Origin of the sequence: Thiohalorhabdus denitrificans, assembly GCF_001399755.1 — a bacterium.
Classification (GTDB): domain Bacteria; phylum Pseudomonadota; class Gammaproteobacteria; order Thiohalorhabdales; family Thiohalorhabdaceae; genus Thiohalorhabdus; species Thiohalorhabdus denitrificans.
Genome location: NZ_LJCP01000006.1, coordinates 22,187 through 39,787, shown reverse-complemented (window position 1 = coordinate 39,787; position 17,601 = coordinate 22,187). Strand labels below are relative to the sequence as shown.

Annotated in this window: 21 protein-coding genes; 6 read left to right on the top strand and 15 right to left on the bottom strand. The window is 70.8% G+C overall.

Annotated features, from left to right (window positions below):
- Positions 1–114 precede the first annotated feature (114 nt).
- The 8 genes from AN478_RS14625 to AN478_RS01625 form a co-directional block, all read right to left on the bottom strand.
- Positions 115–1,419 carry a DUF58 domain-containing protein gene (locus tag AN478_RS14625; RefSeq protein ID WP_054964889.1) on the bottom strand — a complete coding sequence of 435 codons (1,305 nt, stop codon included), beginning with the start codon at positions 1,417–1,419 and terminating at the stop codon, positions 115–117.
- A complete protein-coding gene (locus AN478_RS01655) occupies positions 1,416–2,408 on the bottom strand; it encodes an AAA family ATPase (RefSeq protein ID WP_054964888.1) in 993 nt (330 codons plus the stop codon). Before AN478_RS01655 ends, AN478_RS14625 begins: the two co-directional genes overlap by 4 nt.
- The gene (locus tag AN478_RS14620) at positions 2,405–3,559 is read right to left on the bottom strand and encodes a DUF4350 domain-containing protein (protein WP_054964887.1); all 1,155 of its coding nucleotides are present in this window, start codon (positions 3,557–3,559) and stop codon (positions 2,405–2,407) included. The genes AN478_RS01655 and AN478_RS14620 overlap by 4 nt, the downstream gene beginning before the upstream one ends.
- A complete protein-coding gene (locus AN478_RS01645) occupies positions 3,556–5,055 on the bottom strand; it encodes a DUF4129 domain-containing protein (RefSeq protein ID WP_054964886.1) in 1,500 nt (499 codons plus the stop codon). Before AN478_RS01645 ends, AN478_RS14620 begins: the two co-directional genes overlap by 4 nt.
- The gene (locus AN478_RS14070) at positions 5,045–6,019 is read right to left on the bottom strand and encodes a stage II sporulation protein M (RefSeq protein WP_054964885.1); all 975 of its coding nucleotides are present in this window, start codon (positions 6,017–6,019) and stop codon (positions 5,045–5,047) included. The genes AN478_RS01645 and AN478_RS14070 overlap by 11 nt, the downstream gene beginning before the upstream one ends.
- A complete protein-coding gene (locus tag AN478_RS14065) occupies positions 6,016–6,714 on the bottom strand; it encodes an RDD family protein (RefSeq protein ID WP_231627308.1) in 699 nt (232 codons plus the stop codon). Before AN478_RS14065 ends, AN478_RS14070 begins: the two co-directional genes overlap by 4 nt.
- A 15-nt stretch (positions 6,715–6,729) precedes the next feature.
- The gene (locus AN478_RS01630; RefSeq protein WP_054964883.1) at positions 6,730–7,512 is read right to left on the bottom strand and encodes a BPSS1780 family membrane protein; all 783 of its coding nucleotides are present in this window, start codon (positions 7,510–7,512) and stop codon (positions 6,730–6,732) included.
- 324 nt (positions 7,513–7,836) lie between these two features.
- Entirely contained in the window at positions 7,837–8,454 is a 618-nt protein-coding gene (locus tag AN478_RS01625; RefSeq protein ID WP_054964882.1) for a hypothetical protein, read from the bottom strand.
- A 151-nt stretch (positions 8,455–8,605) separates the two neighbouring features.
- Here AN478_RS01625 and AN478_RS01620 point away from each other — a divergent pair, with 151 nt between their 5' ends.
- The gene (locus tag AN478_RS01620; protein ID WP_074471337.1) at positions 8,606–9,046 is read left to right on the top strand and encodes a YbaN family protein; all 441 of its coding nucleotides are present in this window, start codon (positions 8,606–8,608) and stop codon (positions 9,044–9,046) included.
- Between the two features lie 104 nt (positions 9,047–9,150).
- Positions 9,151–9,534 (top strand): DoxX family protein, encoded by a 384-nt coding sequence (locus AN478_RS01615; protein WP_054964881.1) that lies wholly within the window; start codon positions 9,151–9,153, stop codon positions 9,532–9,534.
- Positions 9,535–9,579: 45 nt separating this feature from the next.
- Here the strand turns inward: AN478_RS01615 and AN478_RS01610 are convergent, their stop codons facing one another.
- The 5 genes from AN478_RS01610 to AN478_RS01590 all read right to left on the bottom strand — a co-directional run bounded on the left by AN478_RS01610 (position 9,580) and on the right by AN478_RS01590 (position 13,363).
- Positions 9,580–10,317: a DUF3307 domain-containing protein gene (locus AN478_RS01610; protein WP_054964880.1), complete on the bottom strand. Its 738-nt coding sequence runs from the start codon at positions 10,315–10,317 to the stop codon at positions 9,580–9,582.
- Positions 10,318–10,398: 81 nt separating this feature from the next.
- Positions 10,399–11,058, bottom strand: a complete 660-nt coding sequence (locus AN478_RS01605) for a hypothetical protein (RefSeq protein WP_054964879.1) — start codon at positions 11,056–11,058, stop codon at positions 10,399–10,401.
- 281 nt (positions 11,059–11,339) lie between these two features.
- Positions 11,340–12,197, bottom strand: a complete 858-nt coding sequence (locus AN478_RS01600) for a pirin family protein (protein WP_054964878.1) — start codon at positions 12,195–12,197, stop codon at positions 11,340–11,342.
- Positions 12,198–12,209: 12 nt separating this feature from the next.
- Positions 12,210–12,788: a YceI family protein gene (locus AN478_RS01595; protein WP_054964877.1), complete on the bottom strand. Its 579-nt coding sequence runs from the start codon at positions 12,786–12,788 to the stop codon at positions 12,210–12,212.
- An 11-nt stretch (positions 12,789–12,799) separates the two neighbouring features.
- Positions 12,800–13,363: a cytochrome b gene (locus AN478_RS01590; RefSeq protein ID WP_054964876.1), complete on the bottom strand. Its 564-nt coding sequence runs from the start codon at positions 13,361–13,363 to the stop codon at positions 12,800–12,802.
- A gap of 96 nt (positions 13,364–13,459) precedes the next feature.
- Between AN478_RS01590 and AN478_RS01585 the strand changes: the two genes are divergently transcribed.
- From AN478_RS01585 to AN478_RS01570, 4 genes are all read left to right on the top strand, one after another.
- Positions 13,460–14,392, top strand: coding sequence for a LysR family transcriptional regulator (locus AN478_RS01585; RefSeq protein ID WP_054964875.1), 933 nt, complete (start codon positions 13,460–13,462; stop codon positions 14,390–14,392).
- Positions 14,393–14,555: 163 nt separating this feature from the next.
- A complete protein-coding gene (locus tag AN478_RS01580) occupies positions 14,556–14,966 on the top strand; it encodes a globin (RefSeq protein WP_054964874.1) in 411 nt (136 codons plus the stop codon).
- A gap of 138 nt (positions 14,967–15,104) precedes the next feature.
- Complete coding sequence (locus tag AN478_RS01575) at positions 15,105–15,524, top strand: MAPEG family protein (protein ID WP_054964873.1); 420 nt, start codon at positions 15,105–15,107, stop codon at positions 15,522–15,524.
- Positions 15,525–15,537: 13 nt separating this feature from the next.
- The gene (locus tag AN478_RS01570; RefSeq protein ID WP_054964872.1) at positions 15,538–15,792 is read left to right on the top strand and encodes a Smr/MutS family protein; all 255 of its coding nucleotides are present in this window, start codon (positions 15,538–15,540) and stop codon (positions 15,790–15,792) included.
- Positions 15,793–15,813: 21 nt separating this feature from the next.
- Here AN478_RS01570 and merB read toward each other — a convergent pair whose 3' ends face one another.
- Entirely contained in the window at positions 15,814–16,473 is a 660-nt protein-coding gene (gene merB, locus AN478_RS01565) for an organomercurial lyase (protein WP_054964871.1), read from the bottom strand.
- 126 nt (positions 16,474–16,599) lie between these two features.
- Positions 16,600–17,352: a zinc ribbon domain-containing protein gene (locus tag AN478_RS01560; RefSeq protein WP_176758751.1), complete on the bottom strand. Its 753-nt coding sequence runs from the start codon at positions 17,350–17,352 to the stop codon at positions 16,600–16,602.
- Positions 17,353–17,601: the final 249 nt, after the last annotated feature.

Genomic DNA, 17,601 nt, shown 5'->3' with positions numbered 1-17,601 from the left:
CGGTCCCTTCCCGATGCCTGCCCCGGTGCCCTGCACCGCCTCATCCGGTGGGTGTCGGAGACGCCAGATCGCTTCTGTACCGGAAAAAAAAGGCCGCCCCGCCAGAGGGACGGCCTAGAGCCGGCCGCTGCGCTTGATGGCCAGGTACTGGTTGACCACCGCGCTGGGCAGCTGGTCGGGCGTGGCCTCCAAGGGGAGGGCGCCGCCGTGGCGGAGCCGCTCCTGGACCCCCTCGCGGCGGGCCAGAAGGTCCACCGCCGCGGCGTGGCGCAGGGATTGGTCCACCGTGGCGACGGGCTCGGCCACCAGCCGGTCCAGGACGGTCTCCCGCAGGTTCGCCACCATCACCAGGTGCTGGGGGCTCGCCATGCGGGCGGCTCGGACCAGGTCGTCGCCGTCCTCGTCCCGGAGGTTGGTCAGGAACACCAGCAGGGCGCGCTTGCGCTGCCGGCCCAGGAGCTCCTGTACGGCCGCCGTGAAATCGGCCCCGTGGCCCGTGGCCTCCAGGTCGTAGAGCTGATTGAGCAGGCGGTTGAGGGTGGCCGTACCCTTGCGGGGAGCGAGCCGGCGTCGCGGCCCGCCGAAGGTGTGCAGGCCCACGGCGTCGCCCTGGCGCAGGGCCACATGGGCCAGGAGCAGCAGGGCGTTGAGGCTCTGGTCGAAGTGGCTGCGGCCATCCTCCTCCGTGCGCATGCGGTGGCTGCAGTCGAGGAGGAACACCACCTCCTGGTCCCGCTCGTCCTGGTAATCGCGGGCGATGGGCTTGCCGTGCCGGGCGGTGGCCTTCCAGTCGATGCGGCGGATGCTGTCGCCCTCGCGGTAGTCGCGGAGCTGATGGAATTCCAGGCCCATGCCCCGCTGCTGGCGCTGGCGGATGCCGAGCTGGGAGAGCTGGTTGTCCAGGGCCAGTAGGGAGTATTTGACGGTTTCGGCGTAGTCCGGGTAGACCCGCCTTTGCTGGTCCTGCGGCAAAAGGGCGTAGCGCCGCCACAGGCGCAGGGGGGAGCGGACGCAGATCTCCACCGGTCCGAACTGGGCCTCCCCGCGCCGGGTGGGCCGCAGGCGGTACCGGACGCGGGCCGAGGCCCCGGGCTCCAGGCGCAGCGGCACAGGCTTGCCCGCCGTTTCGGCGGTCGCCGGGTGGTGGTCGTACACGGCCAGGGAGTAGGCCCGCTTCCCGAGGTTGCGGAGGACTACCTCCACGGTGGCCCAGGCACCCTGGGCGAGGTTGGCCGGGGGGCGCCGCTCGACCTCCAGGTCCAGCGGGCGGCGGGCGGCCAGCCAGTCGGTCCCCAGGAGGCCGGCCAGGAGGAGGCCGCCGCCCCGCCAGGCCTCCGCCAGGACCGGCCACAGCGCCCCGCCCAGACCGAGCGCGAACCAGCCGGCCAGGAGGAGAAGGCTTGGCAGCGCGGGTCTCATGGCCGCGGGGCTTCCACCTGCTCCAGGATCTGGTCGAGGACGTCGTCGCTGGACAGGCCCTCGATCTCCAGCTCCGCCCCGAGCTGCAGGCGGTGGCGCAGGACGGGCTTGGCGATGGCCTTCACGTCGTCGGGGACGATGAAGTCCCGGCCCTGGAGCAGGGCGTAGGCCCGGGCCGTGCGGACCAGGGCGATGCCGCCGCGGGGCCCGGCGCCGTTGTGGACGCCCGGCCAGTCCCGGGTGGCGCGGGCGATGCGTACGGCGTAGTCCACCACCTGGCCGTCCGCCTCCAGGCCGGCGGCGGCTTGCTGGAGGTCCAGGACCTCGGCGGCGGAGACCATGGGCATCACCGCCTCTACGTCCAGCTGCTCGCCCGTCTGGCCCCGGGTCACCCGGTCCACGATGTCCGACTCCTCATCGGCGGAGGGGTAGTCGATGCGGACCTTGAGCAGGAAGCGGTCCAGCTGGGCCTCGGGCAGGGGGTAGGTGCCCTCCTGCTCCACCGGGTTCTGGGTGGCCAGGACCATGAAGGGGGGTTCCAGGGGCAGGGCCTGGTCCTCCAGCGTCACCTGACGCTCCTGCATCACCTCCAGCAGGGCGGACTGGGTCTTGGCCGGGGCCCGGTTGATCTCGTCGGCCAGCAGGAAGTTGGTGAACACCGGCCCCTTGCGGATGCGGAACCGCCCCGAGGTGGCGTCGTAGAGGGTATGACCGGTGACGTCGCTGGGCATGAGGTCGGGGGTGAACTGGACACGGGCGTATCCGCCGTTCACCGCCCGGGCCAGGGCCCGGGCCAGGAGGGTCTTACCCAGCCCGGGGACCCCCTCGATGAGGACGTGGCCCCCCGCCACCAGGGCGGCGAGGGTCTCGGTGACCACCCGCTCCTGGCCGACGAAGGCGGCGCGCACGGACTCCAGCAGGCGCCGCGCGTGCTCGGCCCCGGCGGGCGCTTCCGGCGGTTGGGGGCTGAGGGGGGTCTCGTTGCTCATAGGTGTCGTCCCAGGGTTTGCAGGGTCTGAATCGTCTCCAGGAGCTCCCCGTCGCTGCCCGGAGTGTGGTAAAGGGCGCGCTCCAGGGGCTCCTCCTCCAGGCCCGAATGCTCGGCCAGCCAGGCCAGCCGTCGGGACCGGTCCCAGTGGCGCCACAGGGCGATGCGCCCCTCCAATCGGTTGTGCAGGCGCCGGCGGAGGGGCTCCAGGAGCCGGTCCGGCTGGCTGTGGCGGTAGTGGAAGGCGCCCAGGGCGTCCAGGTGCTCCACCAGGCTGCGGCGGGGGCCGCTGCCGGGGGGAGGCAGCGGCGGCCCGAAGCGGTTGTACGCCGCCCACAGGGCGAAGAGGAGGAGGATGGCCCCGGAGAGGATGGCCTCCGGGGCCTTTTCCCAGAGCAGGAGCGGGAGACCGGGCATGTCCACGTGGGCCAGGAACCGGGCCCCGGCGGGCTCGGTAAGCGTTATCACGCGCCAGAGGAACAGGGCGTGGTCCCCTTCGCCGATCCGGTCGTTGCGCCAGAAGCCCGTGTCGGAGACCACGGTGAGGCGGCCTTCGCCCACGGCGCGGGTGAGCAGGTGGGGGCCGCAGAGGGTCGTGACCCGGCCGTCCGCCGCCCCGGCGGCGTCCTCCAGGTAGTACCGGGGCGACGGCTCGGCCTCCATGGCCGGGCGGACTCCGGGCAGGGTCACCTCGATCTCTCCGTCTGCCTCCTCCCGGCACACGGACCCGGCGTCCCCATGGCGGTGCAGCCGGATGCCGAAGCCATCCAGGAAGGGGTCGCCGCTGGCCTGCTCCTCCGGGTCCCACAGGAAGAACGCCTCGGTGACCAAGTGGCCTCCGGCGCGCAGCCAGGCGGCGAGCTCCTCCCGTTCGGAAGCCTCCAGGTCCGCCAGGGGCGCGGTGAGGAACAGGACCCGGTCCGGCGGGGGCAGCTCCTCCAGCGTGCCCCGGCCCCGGGCGCGCTCAGTGGGCACCCCGCCGGCCTCCAGGAAGCGCGCCGCGGCCAGGAAGGGGTTCTTGCGCGCCTCCAGGGAGACATCGGTGCGCACCTCCTCCTCCACGGGCTTGAAGAACAGGAGGAAGCCCCCCACGACCAAGCCAAGCACGGCCAGAGTCAGTCCCCCGAGCGCCAAGCGCTCGCCCCGGGTCACCGCCTGCCCTCCTCGAGCATCGGCCAGCGGCGGCAGAGGTCCTCAACGGTGGCCGGGGGAGGGGGCCGGTGCCCGTAGGCGAAGCGCAGCCAGGTGGCGGTGAGCTCGGTGAAGAGGCCCCGGCCCGTGGCGTCCAGGGCCCCTTCGGCCTGGCGCAGGACCTCTCCCTCCGTGGCCCCGGAGGGGACCTCCACCCGCGCGAGCAGCCGGGCCAGCCCGGCGCGGTAGAGGAGGGCCAGGGCCTCCCCGGGCCGGCCCTCCCCGCACAGCTCGCGCGCCTTGCCGGGCACATCCGCGGGCAGGGAGTCCGGGGTCACCGCCAGGCCGAACAGCACCTCCGGCGCCGGTCCACGCGGTCGGCTCCCCGTCCGGGTCCGGTCCACCTGGCGCAGCCAGCCAAGGAGGTTGTAGAGAAGGAAGTAAACGGCCACGCCCGCCGCGGCCCACAGGAGCACCTCCCCCAGGCTGGCCAGCATCCCGCCCAGATCCAGCAGCCATTTGAAAAATTCCGGGATCTCGAACCCGGAATCGGCCTCGAAGTCGGGGTCGAAATCCAGCTCCCAGCGGGTCTCGGTCTCCATACGGCCGAAGTCGGGGTGGGCGAGCACCTCCTCGATGCGGGCCTCCGCCTCCTCCGGGCCGGTGGGCGCGGAGGCCTGGGGGCCGGCGGGGTCGGCGGCCGCCTCCACAGGAGTGGCAGGCGCTCCCGCCAGGGCCGCACCCAGGGCCAGGAGAACGAAGGCGGCCCGGCCCGCTCCGGTGCCGCCCTCCAGGCGGTCCCGCAGGCGCCGGAAGCGGATCTCCAGGTCCCAGCCCTCCAGCTCCACCCGGCGGTTGAGGTACAGGCTAAACCCCGAGGCCACGTAGAAGGGCGCCACGGCGGCCGCCGCCAGGAAGGCCACCGCGTTCAGGGTGACCTGGCCGGCGGTGGTGGCGGTGAGGAAGTGGCTCACATCCAGGGCCAGCCGGGAGGGCACCAGCGCCCAGGCGGCGAGCAGCAGGGAGAGGGCCAGCAGGGCCTCGAAGAGGGCGTAGATCAGCGTCAGCCAGCCCGCCGTGCCCCGGGCGCTGCCCAGCACCGCCAGCCGGCTGCCCCGGGCCTCCCCGCGGGCCCCTTCCAGCAGGGCCACGGGCAGGGCGAAGGAGCGCCGCGGGCTGAGGCGGCGCCAGGTGAGGTCGCCGAGCAGGCCCGGCGCCGCGATCCGATGCAGTTCGCGGGCCGTCGAAGCGGCGGCGGGGCGCTCGCCGAACAGGGCACGGCTGAGGAAGAACAGCGGCGCCCGCTCGTAAAGGGGCTTCAGCCACCAGAAGGCGAGCGGGGCCCAGGCCAAGTGGCTCCAGAGCAGCCCGTGCACGACCAAAAAGGCCGGCCCGGCGGTAAACAGCCAGAAGCCCAGCATGGCGGGCCACCAGGCCCGGGCGAAGCGGGTCCCCAGGTCCACCGCCTCCCCGGGCCGCCGCGGACGGAGCTCCGCCTGGACCCGCTCAAGATCCACGCCGCGCCCTCCCGGCGAGGAGGAAATACGCCGCCACCAGGGTCCAGAGCACCCCGGCCACCGCGTACTTCACTTCGTCCGGCACCAGGGTGCTGGAGGACCAGAAGGCCTCCACGAAGGCCGCCAGGAGGAAGAGTAGCGCGGCGCCGGCCATGATGGTGGCGCTGGCGGGGGCGACGGCCCGCAGCGCGCCGATGCGGCCGTACCGCCCCGGCGCGTACAGGGCGCGGGCGAGCTGCAGGCCGGCGGTGCCGCTGAGTACGATGGCGGTGAGCTCGAAGGCCCCGTGGCCGGCCACGAAGGGCCAGAAGGTACCGGCGTAGCCGAGCCCCGTCAGGTGGCCGGCCACGCCCCCCAGGAACAGGCCGTTGAAGAGCAGGGTCGCCACCGTTCCCACGCCGAACAGCAGGCCCCCGGCGAAGGTGCGGAAGCCGATGCCGGTGTTGTTGCTGACGTAGACGCCGAACATCTGGAAGTCGGAGGCGGACTGGCGCTCGGCGCCGCGCCCGACCTTGTCATTGGCCGGGTCGTACATGGACTCCATCTGGCGCACCTGCTCGCTGCCCGCCAAGGTGTAGATGAGCCGCCCGTCGGCGTAGCTGGCCAAGCCCATGACCAGGCCGGGGAAGAACAGCAGGAAGGCGGCAAGACTGAACAGCCGGCGCTCGGCGCGGACGGTGCGGGGCAGCTCCACCAGGAAGAACTGCAGCACCCGTCCGGCCCAGCGCCGCCGGGTGCGGTAGAGGTGCTGGTGGCCGCGCAGCACCAGCCGGTGGAGGCGGGCCACCAGGGCCGGGCTGTAGTGGCGGTCCTTGGCCAGGGCCAGGTGGCGGGAGGTGCGGCGGTACAGCTCCGGCAGGTCGCCGACCTCGTCGTCCGCGACCCGGCGATCCAGGGCGTCGAGCCGTTCCTCGAGCGCCTCCCAGTCCTCCCGGTGGTGCCGTTCGAACTGGAGCTGCTTCACGGCTCCGCCTCCGCCATGCCCTGTCCCCGATACCAGTTGGCGAGCCGGTGCAGGGCCGTCTCCGGCTCCGGCGCCCCGGCGGGGAGGAGGGGGGCGAGCACCGCCGCCAGCTCGGCCCGGCGCTGCGGGGACAGCTGCCCGCCCCGCTCGGCGAAGGCCAGGACGGCCTGTTGCTCCTCCAGGCTCAGCGGCACCGGCGGGGGCAGGGTGCCTTGCACCCCGGAGTCCCTCTGGTCGTGCCGCTCGGTGTCGTACACCACCAGGGTCCCGGCAGCGAGGTCGCCGAGCCGTTGGAAGCGGCCCGTGAGGACCATTACCACCAGCCCCAGGCCGTAGAGGAAGGGCAGGAAGTCCGCCGCCCGCAGGAGGTTGCGCAGCAGGGCCCCGCGCCATTCCAGCGGCGCGCCGTTGTCCTGGATGGCGTGGAGCCCCAGGGCCATCTTTCCCGGCGTGGCCCCGCCGTGGAACAGCTCGAAGTACACCGGGTAGAACCACTCCACGAGGAAGACGACCACCAGGGCCAGGCCCCAGCCGAACTGGCCGAGCAGGCCGAGCACGAAGGACACCAGGGCGTAGATCCCCAGGCGCAGCAGCTGGTCGATCATCCAGGCGCGGGCCCGCTCCAGGGGCCCGGCCGGGTGCAGGTGGAGATCCACCCCCTCCGGGGTCTCGGTACGGACGGTGGTGTCGAGCACCTTCCCGATCGCTCCCTACGCCGGGGCGGGCTCGCTGTAGAAGATGTCCCGGTAGGCGGTGTAGCTGGAAAGGATCGCGACCGGGAACACCACCAGCAGACCGAGGAACAGGGGCAGGGCCCCCAGGAAAAAGAGCGCACCCAGGGCCAGCCCGTAGACAAACATGGGCAGGATGTTGCGCAGGCAGGCCATGAAGCTCATGCGCAGGGCGGGCAGCACCTTTACGTCCTCGAGGATGACCAGGGGCGTCGCGAACCAGGTGGCCATGGCGATCGGGATCATGATCGCGAACATGGCCAGAGGGAAAAGCAGCGCGACCGGGCCAGGGCTCGTCCCGGCCTGGTCGAGTCCCGCTCCCGTGCCCGAAGCCAGGGCGGGAAACAGGCTCATTCCGACCGCGAGAATGGTTCCAAGGGAGTGGACCAGGGCGACGCCCAGCAGGCGCAGGGTGTTCTCGCGGAAGCCCACGAAGAGGTCGGGAAAGGCCGCATCGGCGTCGTTGGCGGTTTGGTCGGCGGCGAAGTACATTCCCGCCATCAACAGAACCCCCAGGAAGGCAGCCAGGATGTTGACCAGCGGTACCATGGAAAGGCCCATCTGGATGAGCATGAAGGTCAGTGGCAGGAGGACCCAGAGGGCCGGCTGCCGCTTGAACAGGCCATAGGCCTCCCGGATCCATCCCCAGCCGCGCCCGACGGCCACCCCCCGTGGCTCGCGAAGCTCTCCCGACTCCCGGTCGCCGTTCCCGAAGGCAGTCTCCAGCGCCGCCGCCGGCGCCTGATACGGATTCTCGCTCATGACAATCCCCTTTGTTGTCGACTGGGTCGGACCCGTCGTCGCCCGTGCCAGTCCGGTCGGCCGCCTCTACTCGGGAGGCCGACCTCCCGGTGTCTCCCCCCTCTCCGGTCGCCCGGAGGTCCCCGAGGGGAGCAGCATAGGGGTCCGTTCCGCCCGTCACTTTCCCCTGTGGCTGTCCCGCAGCAAACGGACAGCCAACCAGTCTGTCCAAAGACTGCCAGAAGCTGTACCGGGATGCACGTAACTTCCCAGCGGGTGGGCCTTATTCCCGACAACCCCGGTCCGGCGCGGAAGGGGCGCCAAGCGGGACGGCCGGACGGAGGATCAAGGGGGGCAGCGGTGCGGCGGCTCGGCGTCGGGTCCTCCCAGGGTCCAACGCGACAGCAGGGGGGTCTCGGTAACCTCCGCGCCCAGAGAGCGCAGCCACCGGGCCACCCGGCTGTTGGAGGTGGTGGGCAGGCGGTAGGACTCGGACAGGGGTGCGAAGGTCAGGTCGTAGGCGGGAACATACTTGTGGCCCTCGGCGCCCTCCGCGTGGCGGCGGTCCAGCCAGTTCCGAAGGGCGTCCACCCGCGCTCCGGACACCTCCAGGGGGAACAGCGTTTCCACCGGTACCAGGACCCGGCGGCACACTACCCCCGGATCCGGCGGACCGGGCAGCTCACGGCGGCCCAGGGTCGCCGGGGTGGCGCGGAACAGCGCCGCCAGGCCGCTGCCCAAACCGGTGTCCCGCTCGGCGTAGTACCGCCAGTCGCCGTAGGCGTAGCGCACCAGGTCGCCCTCCGGGGTGGTCAGCACCAGGCTGGCGTGCCAGCCGTGGTCCAGGAGGAAGACCCGGCGGGGGTCCTCCACGGGGGATGCGGGCGGCGTGACCCCGGTGGCGCACCCGGCGAGGAGGAGGAACGCCCCGGGCAGCAGGGCGCGGAGGACGATCCCGAGCATGGTGTGACGGTCCTCCCGTGGGTCCGGAGGAACCACCCATTCTCCGCAGGGCACCTACGGGTCCGCAAATGGGTCGAAGAGTGGCGGGCCGATCCTCGTCGCAACGGTGCGGGTGTATACTAACGCAGGAGCCTTACCGGGGAGGTGGGACATGCGCTGGGTCTGGCAGCTCTTCGGCTGGTGCAATGTGGGGCTGGGCGTGGCGGGCATCCTGCTGCCGCTGCTGCCCACCACCCCGTTCCTGCTGGTGGCCGCCTGGGCCTTCGGCCGGAGCTCGGAGCGTGCCCGTCGCTGGCTCCTCACCCATCCCCGCTTCGGTCCCTACCTAAGGGACTGGCGGGAGCACCGGGCCATCCCGCGCCGGGGCAAGTGGATCGCCGTGCTCTCCCTGTTCGCCAGCGTGGGCATCGCGGCGGGCGCCGGCGTCCCCGCCTGGGCCCTGGCCCTGCAGGGGCTGGCGCTGGCCTGCGTGGCGGCCTTCCTCCTCACCCGTCCCACCAGCGAGAACCTCTCCTGGAAGACCGCCGCTCCCTTGGCCCTACCCGGCGAGCCCGGCTCCGAGCCCGCCCGTCGCACCGGCTCCACGCGCTGACCGATCTGCCTTTTTAGCAAGGGGTTTCCATTTTCGCTCAAGGGGTTACCTTGGTTCGGAAAGGGTTTTCTTTTTTTCCGGAACAACCAGGATGGAACCCCACCATGATGAACGATCTCGGCAAACTGCTGCTGCGGGTGGTGCTGGCCGTGCTGATCCTGCTGCACGGCATCAACAAACTGACCAACGGGGTGGACGGCATCCAGGGTATGGTCGGGGAGGCGGGTCTTCCCCCGGCGCTGGCCTACGGGGCCTTCCTTGGCGAGGTGCTGGGCCCCATTCTGCTCCTGGTGGGCTGGTACGCCCGCGTGGGGGCCGGGCTGATCGCCCTGAACATGCTCTTCGCCATCGGTTTGGCCCACAGCCACGAGGTGCTGGCCCTGAACCAGAACGGCGCCTGGGCCATCGAGCTGCAGGGCATGTACCTGTTCACGGCGGTGGCGCTGATGCTGCTGGGCCCGGGGCGCTACGCGGTGAACAACCGCTGAGTCGACCCCCATCCGGGGCCGGAAACCGGCCCCGGCGGGGCGGGGCTAGGGGGATGCCACGGCGCCCAGCGCCCACTCGGTGAGGATCCCGCCCGCCAGGGCCAGGGCGAAGCTCAGGAAGGTGCCGATGAGGATGAACTCGGCCAGCTTGCGGTGCTCGGAGTCCTTGATCTCGCCGAAGCGCAAGATGGACTTGGTGGCCAGCACGAAACCGATGGCCGAGCTTTGTCCGCCCAGGTACAGCATCAGCACCAGCCCCCGCTCCAGCCAGCCGATGTAGCGACCGCCGTTGGGCAGGCCCCCAGTAGGGCTCTGATCGCCCTCCAGCTCCCGGGTCAGGGGCTCCATGAGCAGGCCGATGACCACCCCCGCCACCGGCAGGGTCAGCAGTACCCCCAGAGCCCCCGCCATTCCCTGGGCGTAGCCCCGCATTTCCGCATCCGTCAGCCACTCCCCCCAGAGGCCGGCTTGCGCCGTGGCCGGGAAGGCCAGCGCGAGGGCGACGATGACCGCCAGGTGCACGGCCTGATCCGCCAGGAAGGCCGGCAGGCTCGGTGGCAGCAGGTAGACCTTCACCGCGTCCATGGCCAGATGGGTGAGGAACAGGATCCCCAGCACCCACCCGTCTAGGCTGCCCAGCAGCAGGGCGCTCACCGCCGTAACCAGGACCACGTGCAGGACCAGGATCGCGGGGGCGCGCTTGATCCGCACCATGCGGTCGGTCTGGAGGACAAAGTCCCCGACGAAATGGCCGACGAGCAGGGCCAGAAGGGTCTCGGTCATGGGCCGGGTGCCCCGTGCGTGGTTGTTTTTCTATTAACAACTTTTAAAGGTTGTTTTTTTAAATACAATATTTAGGAGTTGTTACACGCCGGAGTCTGACTCCATCACCGTGAGGGCCTCGGCCAGCCCGTACCAGCCGGAGCTGAGTAGGGACTTGCTGACCGCTTGCTGCGTGATGGGCGGGGAGAGCCGGGCGCCGATCTCCTCGTGCGAGGCTTGGGGGAAAAAGCAGGCCAAGCGGGCGATCTCGATCTGCCGGCCCTCCCACTGGGCCATGACGCTGTCGCACAAGTGGGCTACAAGCCCCGCCCACCGGGCAGGAAGCGCCAGGGAGGGTGCCGGGTTCAGGGCGATCCGGAAGCGCGGCCCCATGGCGTCCAGGGCCTCCCCGGACAGCTGGAAGGCCTCGCCGGCGGACTGGGACACGCGCTCCTCGGCGACCCGGTCCACTCCGCCGATCCCGATGGCGATGCGGGTGTCCGCTGCCCCCCGCGCCAGCAGGGAGGCCCGCAGGTAGACCGCGGACCGAAGCGCCGCGCGGGGCTCCCCGAGCAGGAGCTGCCAGGAGTCGCCCCGGAAGATGTCCAATGCGCCGAGGGGAAGGGGGGCCGGTTCCCAGGGGGCCGCCGACAGGTCCGAGGCGGCAGCCTGCAGACCCTCGTGGGCCGCCTGCAGCGCCTCCCCAGACAGAGAGCGCGAGCGCACCAGATCGCCGGTCAACACCGCGTAGGTCTTGGTCATTGGCTCCGTCGAGCGTACGGCGGGGGAAGGAACCCGGTTCGGAGGGGGTGGACAAGCACGGGGCGGTGCCCGCGTCCGGCGCCGATCTCCCGGAGGGGTAGGACCGGGGTTCGCCCCCCTTTCAACACCCTGTCAGGAAACAATAATCCGGGGGCGGCCCCTTGCCAAGGGAGCCTGGGACAGACCGAAGGGCCTTCGGACAGTACCCGGGGTGGGTCGGGCGAAAAAAACCGCCGGGGTAGCCCCGGCGGTTGGAGAACGGCGCAGCAGGGGAGGGCGCCTCAGACCTCCCGGAAGGCCGCCCGGTCGCGCACCAGCTGGCCGTCCCGGTAGTCGCGGAAGGCCTGCTCCAGCTCCTCGCGGTTGGTCATGACGAAGGGGCCGTACTGGGCGATGGGCTCGCCGAGGGGCCGCCCGGCCACCAGCAGCAGTCTGGCGCCTTCCGGGCCCGCTTTCACCGTGACGGCCCCTTCTTCCCCGAGCACGATCAGGCTGGTGTCGGGGATGTCCTGGCCCCCCACCTGCGCCGTGCCCTCGAACAGGAAGGCGAAGGCGGTGTGGCCGTCAGGGGGCTGGTGGGTGAAGGTGGCCCCCGCCTCCAGCCGCACGTCCAGGTAGCTGACGTCGGTGTTGGGGTCCTCCACCGGGCCGACGGTGTCGCCGTAGCGCCCGGCCAGCACCCGGACGCGCGCCCCTTCCTCGGTCACCTCGGGCACGGCCTCGGGGCGGATCTCCTGGTACTCCGGCGCCGACATCTTCTCCGCCGCCGGCAGGTTGATCCACAGCTGGAAGCCGCGCATGAGCCCGGCCTCCTGGCGCGGCATCTCCGAGTGGATGACGCCGCTGGCGGCCTTCATCCACTGCGCCCCGCCCGGGTCCAGCCGCCCCTCATTGCCCATGCTGTCGCCGTGGGCCATGTGGCCGTCGAGCATGTAGGTGAGGGTGATGAAGCCCCGGTGCGGGTGATCGGGAAAGCCCGCGCCGTAGTCGTCCGGGTTGTCGCTGCCGAAGTGGTCCAGCATGAGGAAGGGATCGAGGTGGCGCCGGGCGGGCGTGCCGATGGTCCGCAGGATCCGCACCCCGGCCCCCTCGGAGACCTCCATCGCCGGTACCACCTGAACCACCGTACGCTCCGCCATGGCGCAATCCTCCTAGTCGTCCTGCCGAACGCCCTCGATGGACAGGGTCAGGTAGACCTCCTCGGCGTCCGGCCCGAGGTCGTAGTCGATGCCGTAGTCCTCGAGCGCCAGCTTGGTGGTGCCCTTGAAGCCGCGGCGGTAGCCGCCCCAGGGGTCTTCGCCGTGGCCCACGTGCTCAACGTCGATGGTCACCGGATTGGTCTCGCCCCGCAAGGTAAGCTCACCCTCGAGGGTGGCGGTGCCGTCGCCGTGGTCCTCGAAGCCGGTGCTCTCGAATTTGGCCTCGGGGTACTCGTCCACGTGCAGGAATTCCTCGTCCCGCAGGTGCTTGTCGCGCTCGGCGTGGTTGGAGTCGATGCTGGCCGGGTCGATGTTTACCACCACCTCGGAGGCGTCCGGATTCTCTTTGTCGTAGGTGAAGTGGCCGGAGAAGTCGTTGAACCGGCCGTGCAGCCAGCTGTAGCCCAGGTGCTGGATCTTGAACTGGATGAAGGCGTGCTGGCCTTCGGTGTCGATCTTGTACTCCGCGGCCTGGGCGCCGGGGATGGCGAAGCCGAGGGCGAACAGCCCCGTGATCAGGGTCTTCTTCATGGTTGGTGCTCCTAGCGGTTTGGACGTTCCGGGTTGCCGGGCCGGAGCATGCGCAGCAGCGTCCGGTCCCGGTCGAGGAAGTGGTGCTTGAGGGCGGCGGCCGCGTGGAGGGCCACCAGGGCGATCAGGGCGTAGGACAGCCAGCGGTGCAGCCAGCCCGCGATGTCCTCCTGGCGCTCCAGCCCGTGCAGGGTGGCTGGGACCTGGAACCAGCCGAAGACGTCGATGGAGCGGCCTTCGGCGGTGGAGATCAGGTAACCGGCTATCAGAACCGCCACCAGCAGCGCCAGCATGGCGCGGTGGACGATCGGGCCCAGGCGCCGTTCCATCGGGCGCCCCTCAGGAACGGGGGCGGGGTTGGCCCACCGCCACAGCAGGCGCGCCAGGGTGAGGGCGAGCACCAGGATGCCGAAGCCCTTGTGCAGCGCCGGCGCCCGGTTGTACCAGTCGTCGTAGTAGGTCAGCTCCACCATCCACAGCCCCAGCCCGAACAGGCCGAGGACCCCCACCGCGATCAGCCAGTGCAGGCCGATGGCCAGCCAGCCGTAGTTCTCCGACGTGTTCCGCCACTGCATCCGTCTTCCTCCGTTTGGCTGGGAGAGATCCTGGCTGTTCTGGTATAAAAGATAAACATCCGACATCGCAAAACACTGTTGCATGAGAGGCAACGAATGGACCGTTTCGACGCCATGCAGGCCTTCGTCCGGGTGGTGGAGGTGGGCAGCTTCAGCGGGGCCGCCGAGCGTCTGGGGGTGACCAAGTCCGTGGTCAGCCGGCGGGTGGCGGACCTGGAGCGGGCCCTCGGCGCGGAGCTGCTGCGCCGCACCACCCGCCGCCTCCACCTCACCGACAGCGGCCGGGCCTACTACGAGCGGGCGCGGCGCATCCTCGCCGACCTCGCCGAGGCGGAGCAGGCGGTGTCCAGCGAGCAGGGGGCGCTGCGGGGGGAGCTCCGGGTGGCCGCGCCCCTGTCCTTCGGCATCGGCCCCCTGCAGCCCGCCATCGAGGCCTTCCAGGAGCGCCACCCCGAGGTGACCTTCGACCTGGACCTCGACGACCGCCAGGTGGATCTGGTGAAAGAAGGGGTGGACGTGGCCGTCCGCATCGCCGACCTGGAGGATTCCAGCCTGGTGGCCCGGCGCCTCGCCCCCATCCGCGGCATCGTCTGCGCCAGCCCGGACTATCTGGCCCGGAACGGCACCCCGGAAACCCCCGACCAGCTCGCCGCGCACCCGGCCCTGGTCTACACCAACCGCCAGCAGCCGGAGGTGTGGCCCTACACCGATCCGAGCGGCCGCGCGGGGCGGGTGCGCATGACCCCCCGCCTGCGCGCCAACAACGGCGACTTCCTGCGCGAGGCGGCCCTGGCCGGGCAGGGGGTGCTCTACAGCCCGCTGTTCATCCTCCACGGCGCCCTGGAGGAGGGGCGCCTGGTGCCGATCCTCGCCGACTACCGCTGGCCCGAGGTGGCCGCCCACGCCGTCTACCCCCGCACCCGCCACCTCTCGGCCCAGGTACGCGCGTTCGTGGATTTCCTCGCCGAGCGCTTCGCCGGGGTGCCCGATTGGGAGCGCCCCTTGCGGGGCGGCCCCGGGTCCCCGTAGGCCCGAACGGCCTCTGTGCCCTCATGGCCATTGTCTGAAATGTCCCCGGCCAGGCGTTTGTCCAGAGCGGGGGCTTAGCATCGGAGTGAGAACAAGGCATAATGCCCAGGCTTCGAAGGACAGAACGAATATTCGTTCGGAGCAAGAGGAGCAGAGCGACAAGATGCCGACCAACCCCGTCGACCGGGTGAAGAAGAGCCTGGGGCGCAGCCTCCACCAGGGCGACGTCTTTGACACCTTTTATCGGATCTTGCTGGACAGTGATCCCCGAATCCGCGACCAGTTCACCGACACCGATTGGGAGGAGCAGAAGCGTCTCCTCCGCCAGGGGGTGAACAACGTCATCGGTTTCTACGAAGGCAGCGCCACGGGCCGGAGCGCTCTCAACCGCATCCGCGAGACCCATTGCCGGGGGCGCATGGACATCAGCCCCGAACTGTACGACTACTGGGTGGAGTCCATGATCGAGGCGGTCCGGCGGCTCGATCCGGACTTTGACCCCACCCTGGAGCAGAGCTGGCGGGATGTCCTGCGTCACGGGACGGAGTTCGTGAAGGCGGGCTACGAGCAATAAGGCGGTCCGGGACCGGATTAGGGGACCGGAACGAATGGACGGTGGGTAGTCCGCATGTCTACGTGCTTGGGAGAAGGGCGGGAGCCTTCCCGGAGCCGGCGGGCTGCCCGAAAACCATGAACCGGGGAGGAGGCTTCCATGAGCATTCCGGTCTGGGTCCTGCTGGGCTTTGCCGGCTGGACCTTGCTGATTCTGTTCGCCACCGTGGGCGTGTATCGCTGGAGCCGCATCCTCACGGGCCGGGCCACGGTGCGCGAGTGGCGGGCCGACGAGGAGCAGGGCGGCGGCTGGTACCGCCGGGCCATGCGGGCGCACATGAACTGCGTGGAGAACCTGCCCGTCTACGCCGCCATCGTGGTGGCCATCATGGCCACCGGCCTGCAGAGCGCCTTCCTCGACACCCTGGCGCTCGTCATCCTGGCCACCCGCATCGTGCACAGCCTGTGGCACATTGTCCTGGAGCAGACCGAGGTGGTGGCCTCGATCCGCTTTGCCCTCTACTTCCTTCAGATCTTCGCCATGCTGGCCATGGGGATCTACGTGGCGGTCCACGCCTAGGCAGGAAGCGGCCATGGCCAAGCTGACCCTCGACCTGCACCCCATCTACAACCGCGGCCGCACCATCGAGGCGGAGCTGCACCGGGTGATGGACGAGGCCGAGGAGAAGCGGATCAAGACCGTGGAGATCATCCCCGGCAAGGGCTCCGGTCAGCTCAAGAAGCGGGTGCTGAAGTTCCTGGAGCGCCCCGACATCAAGGCCCGCTACCACCGCGTGGACAAGGACGCCAAGAACCACGGGCGGCTGTTCGTCTACTTCCGGTTCTAGACCCCCCGGAAGCCCGGCCCGTCACGGCCCCAGTTCCCCCCGTTGCCGCGGGAACAGGTCGGCCCCCAGCAGGCGGGTCCACACCTCCAGCCCCAGCCGGAAGCCTTCCTCGAGGCTGAAAATGTGGGCGTCCGGATACGCCGCGCGCCATTCCGCGGCCGCCTCCCGGCCGGCCAGGAAGCCCGCCTCGACGCCCGGCGGGCTCTCCCCAGGTGCCTTCCTTCCAGGAACCCGGAGCCCCAGGCGCACGTCCTCCGGCTCGCAATCGAGCACGCCCTCCGGCGCCACCCGCAGCAGGATGTCGTCGTCGGTGGTCCGGCAGCGGCTGGCCACCGACGCCTCCTCCCCCAGGATGGCCGGCAGGATCAGGGTATCCCAGGCGGACCAGGCGAACAGGTCCCGCTCGCCCACGCGCAGGTGGTGGCGGGTAGGGAACAGGTCCAGCCCCCCGAAGCCGATGATGGATCCGTTCCCGTCCCGCCGCAGGCCCCGCCAGCCAGCCAGGTGCCGGCGCGCGGCCGCCTCGTCCCGTCCGGCCTCGCGGGCTAGCTCCGCCGTACCCACCGGGTAGCCCCGCCCCAACAGCACGAACAGGGGCAGCACCAGGAACCGGCCCTCCGGGCCGAAGTCGGGGAACAGGGGCAGCAGGGCGTCGGCGAGATCCGAGGTGGGGGGTTCCATGGGACCTCCTCGGTGGCGAGCGGGTGCCGGCTCCGGGAGCCCGCTGAGGCGCGGAGCATGCGGGGCAGGACGCATGACCCCACCAGTATAGCCCTTCGGGGCGCCATCCCCAGGGGAGGGCTGCGTCTAGGTAGGGTAGGGGCCGCGAGCCCCGTCCGGGGCCCGCCACCCTCGCCACAGGGCGAAGGCGCCCCAGAGCAGGGTCCCCAGGAGCAGGGCCGAGCCCAAGAGGTGGGCCGCCATGGCGATGGCGTGGTCCCATTCGAGCAGACCCGTCCACCGCAACAGATTGTTCCAGTCGTGGCTTCCGGGCCGATCCTGCCCGGTGCCCCCGCCGAGCAGGGGCAGGGTCATCCGACGGGCGTCGTGGATGTAGGGCGCCACGTCGATCAGGCTCTGGCCCGCCCACCACAGGCCCACCGACACGCCGAAGGGATGCCGCCGCACCAGGAAGGCCGCCGCCACAACAAGCGGCACCAGGACCTGGAAGAGCGAGCCGCCGAGGACGGTCAGGAAACGGCCGAAGGGGCGGAAGAGCACGTGCCCGGCCTCGTGGAAGGTCAGATTGACGTGGTGCAGGAATGACCGGCCCGCGGCATTGGTGGCCGGATCCATGGCAAGGAAGTGCAGTCCCCACAGGGCCAGGGCCATCCAGACCAGGGTGCGCCCGCCCAGCACCAGGGCGCCGGGAGAATCCTCGGGGGGCAAAACGGTGGCGGCAAGCCGGTCCCAGAGGCCGTCCCGGGTGGACCGCCTGGGCAGCTCGGCTCCGCAGGAAGCGCACATCCAGGGTGGGCTGGAATCGGTGAAACGGCGCCGGCGTCCGCACTGGGGGCACAAACGCGAAAAGGCGCGGCTGTGGGGACGTCTCTTCGGCACGAATCCATCCCGGTCGGGGCGGCGGCCCACCCCGAGGAAGGCCCTGCGCCCAAGGTTGAACGGCGGCTCCAGGCCCCGCCAAGCGCGGGGTGTACCGCAAAAATCCCCGGAGGCGGGCGGGTCCGGTCTTTTTTATATTTGAATACGGATTCGTGCAAGCCGACGAGGGAAGAGTCCGGCTTCCGCGGTAGGGGAGAGTGGCGGCGGGCCGCCCGTTTCCGGGCCGGGCTCAGGTCTTCCCTACGGCGT